This is a genomic window from Aeoliella sp., assembly GCF_965227375.1.
Taxonomy (GTDB): domain Bacteria; phylum Planctomycetota; class Planctomycetia; order Pirellulales; family Lacipirellulaceae; genus Aeoliella.
In genome coordinates, this window is record NZ_CBDDFX010000001.1 from 1,146,328 (window position 1) to 1,160,358 (window position 14,031).

Annotated in this window: 11 protein-coding genes; 4 read left to right on the top strand and 7 right to left on the bottom strand. The window is 62.2% G+C overall.

Features of this window, described 5'->3' with window-relative positions:
- The first annotated feature begins 32 nt into the window (after positions 1 to 32).
- The 3 genes from ACQK2L_RS04785 to ACQK2L_RS04795 all read left to right on the top strand — a co-directional run bounded on the left by ACQK2L_RS04785 (position 33) and on the right by ACQK2L_RS04795 (position 4,112).
- Positions 33 to 914: a hypothetical protein gene (locus tag ACQK2L_RS04785; RefSeq protein WP_425395787.1), complete on the top strand. Its 882-nt coding sequence runs from the start codon at positions 33 to 35 to the stop codon at positions 912 to 914.
- Positions 915 to 1,180: 266 nt separating this feature from the next.
- Positions 1,181 to 3,034, top strand: a complete 1,854-nt coding sequence (locus ACQK2L_RS04790) for a 2-oxoacid:acceptor oxidoreductase subunit alpha (RefSeq protein ID WP_425395788.1) — start codon at positions 1,181 to 1,183, stop codon at positions 3,032 to 3,034.
- A gap of 55 nt (positions 3,035 to 3,089) precedes the next feature.
- Positions 3,090 to 4,112 (top strand): 2-oxoacid:ferredoxin oxidoreductase subunit beta, encoded by a 1,023-nt coding sequence (locus ACQK2L_RS04795; protein WP_425395789.1) that lies wholly within the window; start codon positions 3,090 to 3,092, stop codon positions 4,110 to 4,112.
- 38 nt (positions 4,113 to 4,150) lie between these two features.
- On the opposite strand, the gene ACQK2L_RS04800 is transcribed toward ACQK2L_RS04795, so the two are convergent.
- From ACQK2L_RS04800 to ACQK2L_RS04810, 3 genes are all read right to left on the bottom strand, one after another.
- Complete coding sequence (locus ACQK2L_RS04800) at positions 4,151 to 5,263, bottom strand: TIGR04053 family radical SAM/SPASM domain-containing protein (protein ID WP_425395790.1); 1,113 nt, start codon at positions 5,261 to 5,263, stop codon at positions 4,151 to 4,153.
- A complete protein-coding gene (hemG, locus tag ACQK2L_RS04805) occupies positions 5,253 to 6,713 on the bottom strand; it encodes a protoporphyrinogen oxidase (RefSeq protein ID WP_425395791.1) in 1,461 nt (486 codons plus the stop codon). The genes ACQK2L_RS04800 and hemG overlap by 11 nt, the downstream gene beginning before the upstream one ends.
- A gap of 175 nt (positions 6,714 to 6,888) precedes the next feature.
- Positions 6,889 to 8,151, bottom strand: a complete 1,263-nt coding sequence (locus tag ACQK2L_RS04810; RefSeq protein ID WP_425395792.1) for a DUF5685 family protein — start codon at positions 8,149 to 8,151, stop codon at positions 6,889 to 6,891.
- Positions 8,152 to 8,273: 122 nt separating this feature from the next.
- Between ACQK2L_RS04810 and ACQK2L_RS04815 the strand changes: the two genes are divergently transcribed.
- Positions 8,274 to 10,490: a cation:dicarboxylate symporter family transporter gene (locus ACQK2L_RS04815; RefSeq protein WP_425395793.1), complete on the top strand. Its 2,217-nt coding sequence runs from the start codon at positions 8,274 to 8,276 to the stop codon at positions 10,488 to 10,490.
- Positions 10,491 to 10,503: 13 nt separating this feature from the next.
- Here ACQK2L_RS04815 and ACQK2L_RS04820 read toward each other — a convergent pair whose 3' ends face one another.
- The 4 genes from ACQK2L_RS04820 to ACQK2L_RS04835 form a co-directional block, all read right to left on the bottom strand.
- Entirely contained in the window at positions 10,504 to 11,343 is an 840-nt protein-coding gene (locus ACQK2L_RS04820; protein WP_425395794.1) for an MBL fold metallo-hydrolase, read from the bottom strand.
- Positions 11,344 to 11,807: 464 nt separating this feature from the next.
- Entirely contained in the window at positions 11,808 to 12,578 is a 771-nt protein-coding gene (locus tag ACQK2L_RS04825; RefSeq protein WP_425395795.1) for a segregation and condensation protein A, read from the bottom strand.
- 135 nt (positions 12,579 to 12,713) lie between these two features.
- Positions 12,714 to 13,085, bottom strand: a complete 372-nt coding sequence (locus tag ACQK2L_RS04830; protein WP_425395796.1) for a hypothetical protein — start codon at positions 13,083 to 13,085, stop codon at positions 12,714 to 12,716.
- Between the two features lie 354 nt (positions 13,086 to 13,439).
- Positions 13,440 to 13,889: a hypothetical protein gene (locus ACQK2L_RS04835; RefSeq protein ID WP_425395797.1), complete on the bottom strand. Its 450-nt coding sequence runs from the start codon at positions 13,887 to 13,889 to the stop codon at positions 13,440 to 13,442.
- Between the last annotated feature and the right edge of the window lie 142 nt (positions 13,890 to 14,031).

The following is a 14,031-nucleotide window of genomic DNA, read 5'->3' on the forward strand; positions in this document are numbered from 1 at the left end:
CCCTTCTACCACTCCCGCACCGACTGCCGGCCATGACGCAGATGCCCGAAACGCACAATCCCATCGCCCCGCTGGGCCCCGAGGAGTACATCGAGCAGGCGCATTTTTTCAGTGCCCTGGGCGAGCGGATAGCCGCGAACGTACCGGCCCAGGACGTGCTGGCGGCGGTTCGCGAGGAGACGCTCGCCACGACCAAGCTGCCGATGGCCATCGACTTCATGCTTTCGGAGCTACGCCACCTGGGGGCCTTCTGCACGGCCATGCAGAAGCTGACGCACTACTTCACGCCGTTCCAGAGCTTCGTTGTCAGCGAGGCGGAGAAGGAGCGCGGGCGGTTCGATCTGCGCGTAGGGCTTGCCATCCTGGCGCAGGAAGCGCTGTACCGCGCGGGACGATTCGAAGGAGCCGAGCCCACCCACCAGGGGCTGTTCCTCTACCAGTTCGAGGTGCTGTGCCGCAATCGTCTTGGCTACGACTTCGGGCTGGCCGCTGTGGCCGACGATCCCGCGTATGACCAGCGGTGGCGCGACTGGATCCTCACCATTCGCCGCCAGGTGGGCATGGTGGACATCGCCGACCTGCTGTACGTGCAAAGCGCCCACGCGGCCGAGCGTGCCCGGCGGAGCGGCCGTGAGGTCGAGCCTGGCCCCGAGCCGCTGTTTGGCGACCGCGAGGGCCGCATCGCATTGGCCAATCGCCGCAAGGATCCGTTGTACCTGTTCGCCTCACTGCATCGGCAACTCGGCTACCCGGAAGTACCCCGCCCCACAGTGCGGGACCCGAAAGAGGACCTATTGCCGCAAATGGCACGCCGGTTAGAGCAACTGGAGAAGCGAATGTCGCTGATGGAAGAGGAGCAGCGCGGCGGCATCGACCTGACCAAGCTGTACGAACCGCCGCCGGAGCTCCGCTAGCGAGCAGCGAGCCGGCTCGTCCTCGGACCCGGTTCGCTCGACGAGTGGCATGTGTGTCCGGGCTCGGAGACGAGCCGGCCCGCTGGGGGTGTCACTTGTCGCAATCGGCATATTTTCGCCAGTAAGTGCGGTTTAACACGGACCGCCGGCGCGGTACACTCACGGTTTGCCTTACCCCCCTGCTGCTGCGAACAATGCTAGTATCGCGGCAGCTCGAGTCGGCTCTCTCCGCGTTTCTTATACAGGCACCACCCTTCAACCACACCATGTCGACCGTCACCGAGAAACCTACCCAACAACTGGAAGAAGCAACTGTTCGGTTCTGCGGCGATTCAGGCGACGGCATGCAGCTCGCCGGCACGCAGTTCACCAACACCTCGGCCCTGGCCGGGAACGACGTGGCGACGTTCCCCGACTTTCCTGCCGAGATTCGTGCGCCCCGCGGCACCAAGGCGGGCGTTAGTGGTTTCCAGATCCACTTCTCCAGCCAAGACATTTACACCCCCGGCGACGCTGTCGATGCGCTGGTGGCCATGAACCCCGCGGCGCTGGTGACCAACCTAAGCGACCTGCGCGACGGTGGCATCCTGATCTGCAACGAAGGCGCATTCGACAAGAAGGGCCTCGCGCAGGCTGGCTACGAAAGCAACCCGCTGGAAGACGGGTCGCTGGAAAAGAAGTTCAGACTGCACAAGGTCGATATGACCAAGCTCACCCGCTTGGCGGTCGAAGGCTTGGGGCTTAGCCAAAAGGAAGCCGATCGCTGCCGTAACTTCTTCGCGATGGGCTTGGTGTTCTGGCTCTACGATCGTTCGCTCGATCCAACACTGCGATTCATCGAAGAGAAGTTTGGCAAGAAGCCCGAAGTGGCCGAAGCCAACCGCCGCGCACTCACGGCCGGTTACAACTACGGCGAAACGGTCGAAGCGATCAGCACCCAGTACCATGTCGGCAAGGCCGAGCTGCCACCCGGCCGGTACCGCAACATCATGGGTAACACGGCGCTCGCTTGGGGATTGGTAGCCGCGGCGCATCTGAGCGGTCGGCGGTTGTTCCTCGGCGCGTATCCCATTACCCCCGCCAGCGACATCCTGCACGAACTGGCAAAGCACAAACAGTTCGACGTGCTGACGTTCCAGGCCGAAGACGAGATCGCTGCGGTAACCGCTACCATTGGAGCGGCGTTCGCCGGCGAGATGGCCGTTACCGCCAGCAGCGGACCAGGCATCGCGCTGAAGGGCGAAGCGATGGGACTGGCAGTGATGACCGAGTTGCCGATGATCGTGATCAACGTGCAACGTGGTGGTCCATCCACCGGTCTGCCTACCAAGACCGAGCAAGCCGACCTGTTCCAGGCCATGTACGGCCGCAATGGCGAGTGCCCCATGCCGGTCATCGCGGCCGCCAGCCCAGCCGATTGCTTCGACACGGCTCAGGAGGCCTGGCGGATCGCGGTGGAGCACATGCTGCCGGTGATGCTGCTGACCGACGGGTACATCGCCAACGGTTCGGAGCCGTGGCGACTGCCGGAGATTTCGAGCCTCAAACCAACGAAAGTCGAGTACGCCAAACCGCTCTCGAATGGCGACACGTTCTTACCCTACGAGCGGGATGAAAAGCTCGCTCGACCCTGGGCACGCCCCGGCACGCCGACCCTGATGCACCGCGTCGGTGGACTCGAAAAGCAAGACCTCACCGGCAACGTCAGCTACGACCCGGCCAACCACCAGCACATGATCAACGTGCGGGCGAAGAAGGTCGAGTTGGTAGCCGACAACATCCCGCCGCAGACGGTCGATGGACCGGAAAGTGGCGACCTGCTGGTCGTCAGTTGGGGCGGCCCCTATGGCGCCTGCGCCACGGCGGTGCATACGGCCCAAACGGCCGGCAAGTCGGTTGCCCACTGCCATCTGCGATACCTGAACCCGTTCCCCAAAAACCTCGAGCAGGTTCTTCGCAGCTACAAAAAGGTGCTCGTCGCCGAACTGAACTGCGGCCAGCTCCGCAGCATCCTCCGCGATAAGTTCCTCCTCGACGCCGCGGGCCTGAACAAGGTGCAAGGCAAGCCGTTCCAGGTGGGAGAGATTCTGGAGCGCATTGATACCGAACTAGCCAGCTAACCACACTTGGCGCCTCCGCGACGTGGCGCCGATGAACACACCCGAGAAAACTCTCATGTCCGTTGAATCGTTGCCTGTGCTGAAACCCAACGACTTTGCCAGCGACCAGGATGTTCGTTGGTGCCCTGGTTGCGGCGACTACGCCATCCTGGCGCAGATGAAGAAGATACTGCCAGATTTGGGCGTGCCGCGCGAGAACATTGTGTTCATCTCGGGTATCGGTTGCAGCAGCCGGTTTCCGTACTACATGAACACCTACGGCATGCATTCCATTCATGGACGTGCGCCGGCCGTGGCCACCGGCCTCAAGACCGTGCGCCCCGACCTGCAGGTGTGGGTCATCACCGGCGATGGCGACGGGCTCTCCATCGGCGGCAATCACCTGATGCACGCCATCCGTCGCAACATGGACCTCAACATCATCCTGTTCAACAACCGCATCTACGGTCTGACGAAGGGTCAGTACTCGCCGACGTCGCTATTGGGGCACAAAACCAAGAGCACGCCGATGGGAGCGATCGACAACCCGCTCAACCCGCTCTCGATCGTCATCGGCGCCGAGGGCACGTTCGTCGCCCGCACCATCGACACCAACCTCAAGCACATGGGCGCCGTGCTCAAGCGCGCCGCCGAGCACTCGGGCACGTCGTTCGTCGAAGTCTATCAGAACTGCAACGTCTTTAACGACGGAGCGTGGGACTACGCCAAGGATCGCGACACGAAGGAAGATACCACGCTGCAGCTCGAACACGGCAAGCCGATGATCTTCGGCAAGGACCGCGACAAAGGCATTCGGCTCAATGGCATGGACCCCGAAGTCGTCGAGCTGGGCAAAGGCATCACAGAGGACGACCTGCTGTTCCACGACGAGCGAGCCCCCGAGCCCAGTCTCGCCTACCTGCTCACCCGCATGCGTCACCAGGACGGCTTCCCCGAGCCGATCGGCGTGTTTCGCGCCATCGAGGCTCCGCGGTACGACGAGTTGATCAACGATCAGATCGAACAAGCCAAAGCCACGAAGGGCCCCGCCGATCTGGAGAAGCTCTTCACCTCAGGCGACACCTGGGTCGTAGAGTAGAGTCCTAGCCGAATTCGCGAAGGCAAGTGTGCCTCTGGCTAGCCCACCTCGATCAGCTCACCCGTCCCCTCCGGCTGATGCCGGCAGTCGGGCTCTTCGGCCATCGCGTCGCCAGACACGGCAAACGCTCGCGAGCGACTGCCGCCACAGATCGCGCGGTATTCGCACAGGCCGCACTTGCCTTCCAGTTGGTCGTGATCGCGCAGCTTCACGAACGTCGGGTGCTGCTGATAGGTCTCGACTACCGACTGCGCAGGAAAACGCCCGCAGGCGAGTGGCAGAAAGCCGGCGGGGAACACCTGCCCATCGTGCGCGACGAACATGATTCCCTTGCCGTCCCGCACGCCCAGCGGCGCGCGGCGGCCATGGCTGTCGCTACGGCCCGCCAGCGGGTCGCCCTGGTGCTGCATCACGAATCGGCGGTAGTGCGGAGCCTCGGTTGTCTTGATCGCGTACGGCTGCCGCTCGGTTTGCCGCCACAGCGTGGCGAACACCTCCTCGCATTCGTCGGCCGTGAGCCGCTGCTCTTCCACGCCCCGCCCAACCGGCACCAGGAAGAACACCGCCCACATCATGATCTGGTGCTCGGCCAACTGTTCGCCCAGGGCGTCGAGCTGCCCGACGTTCCGCTTGGTCACCGTGGTGTTCACCTGCACCGGCAGCCCCAGACGCTTGGCGTCCTCCAGCATCTCCATCGTGCGGGCGTAGCTGCCGCTCCAGCCGCGAAACGCGTCGTGCGTCTCGGCATCGGCCCCGTCGAGGCTCACACCCAAACAACTCACGCCCGCCTGCTGCGCGTCGGCAATCGCTTCACGCGTGGCCAGTGGAGTCGCCGAAGGAGTCAGCGCTACGCGTAAATCGCGACTCCGCGCGTAACGCACCAAGTCAAACAAGTCGGGCCGCTTCAAGGGATCGCCGCCGGTGAACACCAGCGTCGGCGGCTTGGGGAATGTGGCTACCTGGTCGATCAGCGCTCGCGACTCTTCGGACGTCAACTCACCGGGATGCGCTTCCGGCTGTGCGGAGGCCCGGCAGTGCTTGCACACCAGATCACACGCCTGCGTGACCTCGTAGTAGAACATCAACGGGCTGGTGGCGAAGTCGTCTTCGGTGTAGTTGAGGGGACGCATCGATGGAACTTCACGTCGCATTGGCTGGCTCTCGCCCGGTCGCTTCTCGCTCTAATTGTCCGACCATCCGCTCGGCAGCGCCTTCGCCGGAGTGAATACAATGCGGAATGCCCACGCCGCGAAGTGCTGCGCCGGCCAGTTCGAGCCCGCGATGCTCGGCAGTTCGCTGCTCGATCTCGTCCACTCGCTCGGCGTGGCCCATGTGGTACTGTGGCATCGATTGCTGCCATCGCTTGACGATCGCAAACAACGGTTCGCCGCTGGCGCCGAGCAGCTTGGCAGTCTCGCTCTTGGCCAATTCGATCAACTCTGCTTCCTCGAGCGAAGGTAGCTCCGGCCGCAGCGCGCCGCCGAAGAATGCTCGCAACACCACGGTGCCGTCGGGTGCTCGACCGGCGTACTTCACGCTGCTGAACGAACACGCCTGCAGCGGCCGCCCTTCGACATGCGGCACCACCATGCCAGCCGCGTCGAGTGGGTGGGCGATGTCCTCTCTTCTGTAAGCGAGCTGCACGATGGCACAACTCGAGTACTCCACGCCGGCCAGCAACTCACTCATGTGCGCATCGATCGACTCTAGCAGTCGAGCGGTCGCGGCGGCGGGCGTGGCGACGATCACCGCGTCATACGTTTCCTCGCTCTGCGCGCCGCTGTTGGCATCCTCCGCGCGGATCTGCCAGCGGTCGTCGCTTTCGGCGAGGCCCAAGACGCGCTGCCCGCACCGCACGCGCTCGCCAAGCTTCTCCGCGGCTGCGTCGATGATGCGCTTCAGCCCACCGGCCGGCGCAACGAACATGCTCTCCGGCTTGCCGCTGGAATTGGCTTCGCGTTGTTTGCGGGCCGCTTGGGTCGCCTTGATCAAACTGCCATGCTCGGCTTCCATTGCGGCAAACTGAGGGAAGCACGACTTGAGGCTCAACCGCTCCGGATCGCCCATAAAGATGCCACCGGCCAGCGGCTGGACGATTCGCTCGAATGCTTCGCGTCCCAACCGGCGGCGGGCGAACGCGGCCAGACTCTCGTCGGACTCGTCGGTCCGCCGGGGCACCACGCGTTCGGCCGCCAGTCGCAGCTTGCCCCACGGCGAGAGAATCGGCGTGGTCACTACCGGCCAAGTGCGTTCGGGCGCCATGATCGCAAAGCCTTCTGGCATGCGTGTCGCGCGGCCACGATGCACCGTGTACACGCCGCGCGCGGCGGGCTCGGTGCCGACCAACTCCTGCTCGATGCCCAACCGCCGACACAAGTCGACGCCCCACGGCAACCGGCGGAGCAAACTGTCGGGGCCCAACTCCAGCGTGAAGCCATCGCGCTGGGTGGTCTGAATCACTCCTCCCGGCTGGTCGCTGGCCTCGAGCACCACCACTTGCCAGTCGGGTCGCAACTCAACGAGCCGCCACGCTGCTGCAAGTCCCGTGATTCCTCCCCCAATCACGGCCACTCGTCGAGTTGAACCTTCCGCATTATGCATAACTACAATTGTCGTTAGCCGCTGCGGTGGTGAAAAGGGGCAAAGATAAGTGTTGCCACAGAAGTGTGCGAATCAGCACGTCCCCAGCCCGCGACGGAAGTCGCGGGTTCTTTCCATCGGTGTTCGGTGGCAATGCAATAACCCGCGACTTCCGTCGCGGGCTGCTATCGAACTTTCAATGTCGGTTCTTCTTTTGGTCGTCCTCCGGCTCCACCTGTCGCACCACCACGCCGAACGACTCTTTGCGGATGACGCGCACTTCGGTATCGGCGTCGACCCACCCGCTTTCGCACCGCGCGGGCATGTCTTCGCCATCGATCCGCACCACACCCGATGGATTCAGCGGACCCACAGTTGCTCCAGTCTTGCCGGCAAAGTCTCGTTGAGGGCGGCGTCTTTCTCGTTGCCTTGACGACACCTTGTTGCGCTCGCGTCGCGTAATGCAACCTGGATAGCAGCCTCCGCAACAGTCAACAAGGCAGAAGCTACCGTCCGCTGCATCTCCCCCGCCGCATCCATCGCAGCAGGCTGCGTCGCATGGGCCCACATCGCAAGGAACATCGCAGTCGCCCTGTCGCGGATGCATCTTCCGCCCACTCCTGGGGGCTTCCTCCTTCGACACAACGTTCTGGTAGCGCCCCACCCGATCGAACGTGTCGGCCGCCACGCCTGCGGCCAGCCAGCTGCTGTCACTCAAGTCCACCGATGTCCAAAGAGTCTGGGACAACGAGCGCTGGCTCTCTACCAGAGCGTCGCGACACTCGGTGGTGCTGGTCAGCGGATTGTAGCGGCCCAACCGACGGTCGCGGCGGTAGTCGACCGCGCAGTCGAAACAGATAATCGCCCTGCCAACCGCGCGACCGATCGACTGAAGTTCCGCGGCGCTGGCAAGTTCCGCAGGAAGCACCCGAGCGAAGAGTTCAAACACGTAGCCAAACGCGGCAGCCGTTGGTTCGGAGTACGCCTCGAGACTCGGCGCGTGGGCGGCGCGTTCCAATTCGAGATGTTGCTGCAACGCAAGACCCACCCGCGGGCGGAACTCCGCGTCGAGCTGCGTAAAATAGTCCTTCGCTCGCTCGACTCGCGAGCCGAGTCGCCACAACGCGAATCGCGCCAGCAGGCTGCGGTCGTCGCGCACATCGTCTTCCAGCTTGATCGACGCGAGCAATACACCGAAGCTCGCGCAGAACTCGGCAACTCGAGGGTCGACCGCGTGCAAGCGACTCGCCTGCTTCCGCAACCGGCAGCAGGTGGCGTCCTGCTCGTCCGGCAATTCACAGCAGCCAAGGTCCACCGCCAGCGCGTACAAAAACACCGCTTCGTAACTCAACAGCGGCAACGTCTCGATACCAAACTGCCGATGCTGAAACGCGCAGCAGCCCGCGTACAACTGCCGGTAGGTCACATCGCCGCGCCGCGGCTGCAGAAAGCCAAACACGTGTCCCCCACGGATTGTTAATATCCCATTGGTTCAATTGAGCTGCTATTATAGGGTTACTATTCGTAAAAAGTCGCCCTTCCTTGCGTCGATCGCTCGAATCACCCACGACTAGGACATCCATGCCGTCGGAAGACGCCGTATCATCAGCACCACCGTCTGTGGCGGGGCCTGCGGACTCGGAAAGCAAACCGAAGAGCCACCTTGGCGCCTGGATCTGCCTAGGGTTGGTGGCCGGGATTGTTTGCGGTCTGTTGTTCGGCGAGTACTGCGCGCCGTTGCAGTTGCCGGGCAACGTCTACGTGGGGCTGCTGCAGATGACCGTGCTTCCGTACCTGGTGCTGAGTCTCATCGCCAAGGCGGGCCGGCTCGACAGCCGGCAGGCTCGGAAGATCGGTTTGGTGGCGCTCGCTTTTCTGGCGGTGCTGTGGCTGATTGGCATTTTCATGGTCACCGTGGTATCGACGGCGTTGCCGACGGTCGAATCGGCGTCGTTCTATAGCCCTTCGGCGTCGGTGGTCAGTTCGGACGACGCAGACCTGATGGATCGGTTCATTCCGACCAACGTGTTTTATTCGCTGTCGCGAGAGTACGTGCCGGCCGTGGTGCTGTTCTGCCTGTTCTTCGGCTTTGCTCTGATGGCCATGCCGCGCAAAGAGGCCCTACTCGATTTGCTCGATCTAAGTGCCGCGGCGCTCAGTCGTGTGAACCTGTTTCTGGTGCGGCTCGCGCCGTTTGGCTTGTTCATGTTCGCGGCCGCGGCGGCTGGAACGTTGCGGCTCGACGAGCTGGCGCGGCTGCAAGCCTATCTGGTGATCGTGACCGTGGCGAGTGCGTTGGTCTGTTTGGTGATCTTGCCGCTGTTGGTCAGTAGCCTCACCGGTATTTCCTATGGACGGTTGATCAGCGCGGCGCAGGAACCGGCGTTAACCGCGTTCGCCACCGGCAAGCTGCTGGTGGTGCTGCCGCAAATTGTGGAGAAGTGCGAGCATCTGGCGGAAGAGCAGGCCGATGCCAATTCGCCCGAACAAACGATGCCCAGCATCATGGTGCCGCTGGCGTACGCGTTCCCCCACGTGGGCAAAATCCTGGCGTTCACCTTCATCTCGTTCGCCGCCTGGTACGTGGGCCAAAAGATGTCGCCCGGCGAGACGTTCGTGATGGCGTCCGAGGGCGCCATCTCCAGCTTCGCCAGCCCGTTGGTGTCGATGCCTTATTTGCTGGACGAGTACCAACTTCCGCAAGACTTGTTCGCGTTCTTCATCTTGCCTGGTTTTCTCACAGCTCGAATCTCCGACATCGTCGGCGTGGCTCACCTCATGGCGCTCACGTTGCTGGTCACATTTGCGCTACAAGGGAGACTTCGGGTACACTGGCAACAACTGCTCCGCCTGGCCATTGTGTCCGCCGTCTGCGTGGTGGGAGTCGTGGGGGCGAGCCACTGGTACTTGTCGCGGGTTAAGCTCGATTACGATCTGGACGATCGCTTGCTGTCACTCTCGATCCGGCAACCTTACAGCGACGTGGTGGTCTACCGCTCCCGCGACGAACTGCCGAACGGTCCCGCGCACAACGGTTCGACGTTCGAGCGGATCAAGAACGATCGAGTGCTTCGCGTCGGTTACCATCCCGATCACCTGCCGTACTCTTTCTTTAACGAGCAACAAGAACTCGTGGGCCTCGACGTCGAGTTGATGCACCACCTTGCGCGCCGGCTCCGCACCAGGTTAGAGTTTGTGCCGTACGAATACGACACGGTGGTAGAACAACTGACGTCAGGCGAGATCGATGTGGCCATCGGTGGTTTGATCGAGAACCCCGAACGATTGCTCGAAGTCGGTTTCACGGGGCATTATCACTCGGCCACGCTGTCGGTAGTGACGCCCGACCATCGACGCGAGGAGTTCGTGACGCTCGACGCGATGCGCAAGCAGAAGGAGCTTCGCTTGGCGGTTCAAACCGGCGACTTAGCCACGGCTGGAGAGCAAATATTCCCGAACATCGAGTTCGTCACGATCGACTCTTACCGCTCCTACTTCGACGGCACCGCCGGCGACCTCGATGGGCTGGTGATTCCCGCCGAGGAAGGCGCAGCTTGGACCGTGCTGTACCCCGGATACACGGTCGTTATCCCCAAGCCTGCGACGGGACGACCCATCGGCATGGCGGTACGCCTGGAAGACCAGGAGTGGCGCAACTACCTGGATCGCTGGCTCGACTTCGAGCGGCTCGACGGCGACCTCGACCGACAGCAGTCGTACTGGATCGAAGGCAACGGCGCCAAAGAACTCCCGCCACGCTGGTGCGTGCTGCGGGACGTGCTGCATTGGCTGCCTTAGCAGCCAAATCGCATTACAGCCACAACTGCAGCCGTCCATCCAGCATGTCGGGCAGCGCTTTGGTAACCATCTTGCGCACCGAGTTCTCGTGGTACCGAGTGCTCAGATGGCTGGCGATCACCAGTTCGTTCTTGAACCGCTCGCGTCGCTCGACGATGTCGTCCAGGTGAATGTGCCCGAACTTGTGGATCTTCTCCTTGCGATGCCCAGGCGCGACGAACGTCAGTTCGCAGATCAAGATCTTCGCCTCGTACATCACCGGGTTGTCGTCCAGTCCTGGCGGAGCGCTGTCGCCCAGGTAGGCCAGCACCGGGTCGCGAAGTTCCTCGGTCACTTCGGTTCCCGCCTGACGGAGGTCGCGAATCTCATGACCCTCAAGGCCCTGGTACTCGGCCTTCAGCTTGTTGCGTCGCTGCCATATCACGAACCCCATGGAAGGCACCGTGTGCTTGGTCGCCACGGTGGTCACCACGTACTCGCGCGACAACTCGATCTCCATCCCCGGCTCGATCGGCACCAGGTTCACTGGCAGCCGGCCACGGTCGAGTCGTGTGAAGCTCTTCAGGATTTGCTCTACTGGCTTGACCGCCACGGTGGGCAGATAGATGGTCGGCGGTTCCATCTTCATCATCCGCCGCCGCGCGACGTACACCGGTAGCGCCGCGATGTGATCCAAATGGCCGTGCGAGACGAACCACGTCTCGGTGCCCATGAAGCTCCACGGCTGCGCACCCAGGTCGAAGCCAACATTCAACTCTGGCACCCGCCAGTAGGTCTGCACGGCCGCGCGCGAGTAGCCTTCGATCGTGAGACCGTTGTGCTCGAGCGTTTTGACGGGGACGTTTTCGACCATGCTGAAGCGGGAAGTAAGGTGAACGGGGCAAGAGTCCGACCGTACCGGCGGGCACCACCAATAGCAAGGGGCCGACTCCACAGTGGGACCGCCTCGGAGTCCCGCAGGTTCGGCACACAAGCGAGCCGGGAGCAACCGGAGTGAGTTTGCGAGGGGTTAGAACTAGTCGCGGATCGTAGCGGATATGCACTGATTTTGTGTGCACTGATCCATGCTGAGTTTTCACCGGCAATAGCGTTCGCAACCAAGAACTAGCGCAGGTCGGTGTTCGCACAAATGCCCAACGAGATCCTACAGTCGCTTAGGGTCCCTCCGGCGATATGCCGCGTACTTTCTGATCCGCGTCCATCCGCCCGACATCCGCGCCAATCCGCGACTGTTTTTTATCTCTCTGCGATCTCTGTGGACACCGTGGTTTATTCCATCGAAGACTCACTCTGGGCGCAGACGCTTCCGGCTCGCCGCTACTCGCCGGCTTCCGCGGCGCTGGAGACCGACAACTCGGCCGGTAGTTGCTCGGCGCCCGGTTCGATGAGGATGTCGCCGTATCGCTGGCTCTGATGGGCCAGGGCGTAGCGGTAGCGGACCAGCTCCAGCAGCGCCAGGAACATGCCGACCAGCGTCGACTTGTGGACCGCTTCGGGGAACAGATCGAAGAACGCCACGCTGCCTTCGCTGCGTACTCGCTGATCGATCTGCCGCATGTAGACGTGGATCGGCGTGTCGTCGTACTTGATGCTGGCCACTTCGGGCTTGGCCAATTTGTCGCGGAGCACCCGTCCAAACGCACTGACCAGGTCCCACAGCTCCACGCCGGCAATCTCCGGCAGTTGCTCCTTCTGGCTGCGGGGCGGCAGTTCGTTGGTCGACCGTGGGAATCGCTCCTGCCATTCTCGGCCGCGCTCTTCGAGCAATTGAGCCGCGTCGCGATACTTCTTGAACTCCAGCAGCCGCTGCACGAGTTCCTGCCGCGGGTCTTCGACTTCGTCTTCGTCTTCGGCCTGCTGCTGCGGCAACACCATTTGCGACTTGATCTCGATCAGCGTGCTCGCCAAGTCGAGGAAGTCGCCCACCGCGTCGACATCGATCTGCTCAAGCACCGCGGTGTGCTCGAGGAACTGGTCGGTCACGCGGGCGACCGGAATGTTGCTGATGTCGACTTCGTGCTTCCGCACAAGGTACAGCAGCAGATCCAGGGGACCGCTGAACATATCGAGTTGGACGCGAAACTGCATGAGGCGAGACCACCGGCGGAGCTGGAAACGAAGACTATCGCAAACCACGCCGCCCAGGTCTACACGAAACGCAAAACGCCCCGCTACGAGGAGTGCTCGCAGCGGGGCGTCTTTGTCTTCTTGCTGACTGCTAGCTTATGCACGATCGTCGGCAGGGATGTCACCAGGCTTTACGTCGCCCTGAGGGTTCTCAGTGGCTGGAGTCTCGGTTGCAGGAGGATCGGGAACTTCTTGCAGGTCCGAAGGCGAGGCCTCAGTTGGCTCGCTACCTTCTTCGATGATCACGCCCTCTTCGACAACCACTTCACCACCACAGCCACAATCGGCTGGCGCACCACAACCGCAATCGGATTCGCATCCGCATGCGGGCTCACAGCAGCTCGGCTGGCAGCAACCGCGGTTGAACAGCTTCTTCAAGAAGCAGCAACGGGCATCGGCGTCGCTAGCCATGCCAAAGCTCATGCCGAAAATCGCGGCAACCACACTCACTCGAATAACTGACTTCATCGCATCATCTCCCAAAAACCATGGTCCCCAAACTGGTCCAATTCGTGCCCTGCAAGCCAAGCGACACATGTCGTGGCTGCAGCGAAGCGTGTTCGTCCCTAGCACGTACGCGGCTTACCTATTCGCCACGTTCCCCCCAAGCTACGCGACCGGAACTCTGGTGTCAATCAACCGAGTCTACCGGGCCTAGCCCTTTGCACCCCTGAGCAGGTTGGCTGGGGGCTAGCTGAAAGGTAGCTCATGAATCCGGGCGAGCAAGCACACGAAAAAAGCCCGGCAATCGCGATTGCCGGGCCTTTTCTCGTTGTTTCTACAAGCGGGCACTTATGACCGCTCGGCTAGCATTCGGTATGCTTAGCAGCCGCAACCGCAGCGATTGCGACGGCTCTGCAGCTTGCACTTGATTCGCTCGCACAGGCGAGGCTTGCAGCAGGTGTCTTCGCAGCAAGTCTCTTCGCAGCAAGGAGCAGGTTCGCAGCAGGGGGCGGGCTCGCAAGGAGCTTCCTCGACAACAACCGCTTCGCAAGGAGCTTCGCAAGCGGGCTCGCAGCAGGTCGGTTCGCAGCAAGGCTCGCAGCACTTGTTGCGATTACGCAGGCGGCTCAGCAGGCCACATCGCTTCTTGCAAGGATCGCAGCACGAGGCGGGCTCACAGCAAGGGGCCGGCTCGCAGCAGGTGTCTTCGCAGCAATTGTTGCCACACAGACGACCGAACAGCTTCGCATTGGCCGAGTCGGCGGTGCTCATCACGAACATCGCTACGGCCAACATCACACACAAACGCAACAGGTTGGTTGACTTCATCTTTTCTCTCCTTTGAGAAAAACCTTGTACCAACAGCGGGATGGTTCGACTGCTTCTCCTCGTTCCGTCGATACATTCGACGGCCACAGCCGAATGAACCGAACACGCGTCGGTTCCAATGGGAACTAAAACAACAGCAGCT

Coding starts and splice junctions, on each gene's coding strand:
- ACQK2L_RS04825 (WP_425395795.1), bottom strand. CDS start 12,578: ATGCAGTTTCGCGTCCAACTCGATATGTTCAGCGGTCCCCTGGATCTG.
- ACQK2L_RS04800 (WP_425395790.1), bottom strand. CDS start 5,263: ATGCGACGTGAAGTTCCATCGATGCGTCCCCTCAACTACACCGAAGAC.
- ACQK2L_RS04830 (WP_425395796.1), bottom strand. CDS start 13,085: ATGAAGTCAGTTATTCGAGTGAGTGTGGTTGCCGCGATTTTCGGCATG.
- ACQK2L_RS04785 (WP_425395787.1), top strand. CDS start 33: ATGACGCAGATGCCCGAAACGCACAATCCCATCGCCCCGCTGGGCCCC.
- ACQK2L_RS04815 (WP_425395793.1), top strand. CDS start 8,274: ATGCCGTCGGAAGACGCCGTATCATCAGCACCACCGTCTGTGGCGGGG.
- hemG (WP_425395791.1), bottom strand. CDS start 6,713: ATGCATAATGCGGAAGGTTCAACTCGACGAGTGGCCGTGATTGGGGGA.
- ACQK2L_RS04790 (WP_425395788.1), top strand. CDS start 1,181: ATGTCGACCGTCACCGAGAAACCTACCCAACAACTGGAAGAAGCAACT.
- ACQK2L_RS04835 (WP_425395797.1), bottom strand. CDS start 13,889: ATGAAGTCAACCAACCTGTTGCGTTTGTGTGTGATGTTGGCCGTAGCG.
- ACQK2L_RS04820 (WP_425395794.1), bottom strand. CDS start 11,343: ATGGTCGAAAACGTCCCCGTCAAAACGCTCGAGCACAACGGTCTCACG.
- ACQK2L_RS04795 (WP_425395789.1), top strand. CDS start 3,090: ATGTCCGTTGAATCGTTGCCTGTGCTGAAACCCAACGACTTTGCCAGC.